Origin of the sequence: Streptomyces sp. GbtcB7, from assembly GCF_019091445.1 — a bacterium.
Taxonomy (GTDB): domain Bacteria; phylum Actinomycetota; class Actinomycetes; order Streptomycetales; family Streptomycetaceae; genus Streptomyces; species Streptomyces mirabilis.
On the sequence record NZ_JAGXJM010000667.1, the window covers coordinates 1 to 234 of the forward strand.

At 75.2% G+C, this 234-nt stretch carries 1 protein-coding gene; it reads right to left on the minus strand.

Translation table 11 applies throughout. The features are described 5' to 3' along the window. Positions 1–234 (minus strand): SDR family oxidoreductase (locus KVT44_RS57180; RefSeq protein ID WP_217577208.1); only part of this gene is annotated, 234 nt, incomplete at both ends.

Here is a 234-nt window from a genome sequence, read left to right on the forward strand (position 1 = left end):
GTTGAGCGGCCCGCCGGCCACGTACAGCACCTGGCCGGAGACGAACCCGGCGGCCTCGCCGGTGAAGAAGGCGATCGCGTTGGCGATGTCGACGGGGTTGCCGACGCGCTGCACGGGGATCTGGGTGGCGGCCGCGGCCTGGGAGTCCTCGAAGCCCATGCCGACGCGCTCGGCGGGGGCCGCCGTCATGTCGGTGGCGATGAAGCCGGGCGCGGCGGCGTTGGCGGGGACGCC